Below are 2,532 nucleotides of genomic sequence, written 5' to 3'. Positions count from 1 at the left end.
CCAGGAAGTACTCATCCTTGACCCTCTCAAGCCAGTTATTAATAAATAAGGCGCGGAATGACAGAATAATAAGTATTCCCAGGGCCATCATTACTACTATCGCTATAAGGCCCTTAAATCCAATCTCAAACCAGTAGAATGAGTATGTAAAAGCCAATATAATCTTCCAGAAGTAAAATCCGAGCAGCTTTCTCAGGAATGACCTGATGGGTAAACCATTAAGAGAGGGAAATATATTGAACTGGCAGAACTTGTAAAGATAGGAGGAGATAGAAAAGAACACCATAAACATCTGGGATGTATAGAATATCCTGGTTGATCCAGACATAAAACATATGTATATAACAGCAGCCGTTGTAGGCCAAATAAGATCAGTATAGAGGTAGAGCATCAAGCTATTGGCTGCGGCGCGCAGGCCCAATCTGGCCAACCGAAATGCCCTAAACGCAACAAGGAGCGAAAGCAAAAGGGCGATGTCTCTGGCCATATTAATCCATGAGGAAATGTACAAGGACGTAAGTATAAGCAGGCCCAGCAATGCTTGTGTAACTAAAAAGTACATTGCTACAATAGTCAAAAAGAAGGCCCAGGCATGTTTCGGCTTATAAAAAATAGATATGTTCCGCTTGTGAGTTTTTCCATAATATTTTTCTATTCGTTTATCGGTGATGGCGTACTTGTTATACGAATCTTTGTTGCTGTCGTGCAAGCTACTATTTATGGCTTGTACCTTCAGCGCATCTTCTCTAAAAAATACTGTTCTATTCATACCCCACACAAGTCCCTGTTTGTCGGGAATAGGCATTTTTTCATTAAAAATATAGTTCTGCATCGAAAACAGGGGCGCAATCTTCCGAGTAACCCACACATGTACGCTACTAAGAGTAATGATTAAATCTTCGGTCTCAAAGAATGCAAAGGAAAGGACCTTGTGATAAAACAGGGCAGTGCGGTAGGTACTGACATGGAGCAACGGAAGAGAATATCCAAAAAGTCTGGGTAAGGCATCCTGAATATAGTAAGTCGTGAAGATGAAAAAGGTAAACACCACAACCATAAGGGGGAGTCTGATCAGTATGTTTCTGATCGGCATAGAGATGAATTCTTTTATATGAAGGGAGGGCACTCTGTTAGTGCGGCAAAGATTTGTTATTCCGGGCCTGAATTTGGAAAAGAGCCTGTCTCTCCAAGAATCAAACAGGCTGTTGAGCACCAGTCCTATAGCTGCATGCGAAATAAGCACAGCAAAGAAGTCACGTGATTCGAAAGCAGGCTTCCCCCTGTTGATAAACAGATAGACTCCAAAGTTTGTCAAGGCCCCCAGTGCTACGAATATGTAGAAGGAGAAGATCACCACAAGGCAGTAAACCTTTATGAAATTAAGTATGCTTTTAGCCTGTAGGTCTATGACCCTGTTTCTGGCTGATTCAACAATGAGAAGTATAAAAATAACCGTCAAAATACAAACAAATTCTATACAAATTGTATTGGCATACTTCATATTGAGAAAGTGGTGGAGCAACCCATGGCCTTGCTCTTTAAGATACGGCAAGAATCTAGCAGTTGCCTTGGAGACAAGTACACCGACCAGGCTATGTGAGTAGCAGAGTATGGGAATAAGCAGTGATGGCCAAATGTAATAGAACATTTTCAAAAACTCAAAGCTGAGTTCTGGAAGAGTGCGTATGGGGAATGGATCGGAAGATGTATATGAATAATAGGCCATTTCATCTGTAAATCCATCAGAAGAATCGTTTGTTGTGTCCTCGTTGCTGCTGTTCAACTCAAAATCGCGGAGAGCTGCGCCTGTCTGGCTCGACCTGCTTGCAAGATCACTCACAGTCGTTTCCAGCGATCGTTGCATGTCAATTCGGATGGTCCGATCGGTGGAAGTCAGCCGCCTGACAAGCGAGAACAGAAAATTGTGAGAAAAGTTCAAGCACGTACCAAGAACCGCCAGGAAAGCCACAAACAGAAAGCTGCGCGATTTAAGATCGAAAATAAAACGGTTGTAAATGTAGCCATTTACGAAAAGAACAACAAGGCCACGAGAGAAGATGTACGAGACTTTGGCCACCGACAGAAGGACCTTCCAAAGGTTAGAAAAGGCTTTTACTGCGATGCACGAGAGAGGAGGGTAGCTGGGGGTGCCTTCAGCATAAACTTTCTTGAATTTGATTTCGTATTTGCAAATATCGCAAGAATTGTTTGCCCGCACTTTGATGTATTCATGCAGGCATCTTTCGTGGATGTGCCGGAGGGTGCCACGGCACAGGCACGGGCTGACTAGCAGATTATCTGGGGTGCTGTCTACTCCGTGGCATATTTTGCATAGGATTTCATTTGCTGGTGCTGTGCCAATTTCTTCCGTCATGGGTGGTGCAATTTTAGCCATGTTTATGCAAAAAATAGATGAGGGAAGGATCCAGAATCCGAAATAAGGCGATGCTGTTATTTTAATAGTGAAAGTTCAGGAGATGAAAATTTTTGACAATCATAATGTTAGTAGCTGCTTAATAAGCAAACATATGT

At 42.4% G+C, this 2,532-nt stretch carries 2 protein-coding genes; one reads left to right on the top strand and one right to left on the bottom strand.

What is annotated here, in order from left to right; translation table 11 throughout:
- Positions 1-1,840 (bottom strand): hypothetical protein (locus tag QRY16_RS21690; protein WP_289778022.1); only part of this gene is annotated, 1,840 nt, incomplete at its 3' end.
- A gap of 84 nt (positions 1,841-1,924) precedes the next feature.
- On the opposite strand from QRY16_RS21690, the gene QRY16_RS21685 reads away from it, so the two are divergent.
- Positions 1,925-2,290: a hypothetical protein gene (locus QRY16_RS21685; protein ID WP_289778021.1), complete on the top strand. Its 366-nt coding sequence runs from the start codon at positions 1,925-1,927 to the stop codon at positions 2,288-2,290.
- Positions 2,291-2,532: the final 242 nt, after the last annotated feature.

Source organism: Mixta mediterraneensis (assembly GCF_030283135.1).
In the GTDB taxonomy this organism is placed as follows: domain Bacteria; phylum Pseudomonadota; class Gammaproteobacteria; order Enterobacterales; family Enterobacteriaceae; genus Pantoea; species Pantoea mediterraneensis.
This window is presented reverse-complemented; position numbering and strand designations above follow the sequence as displayed.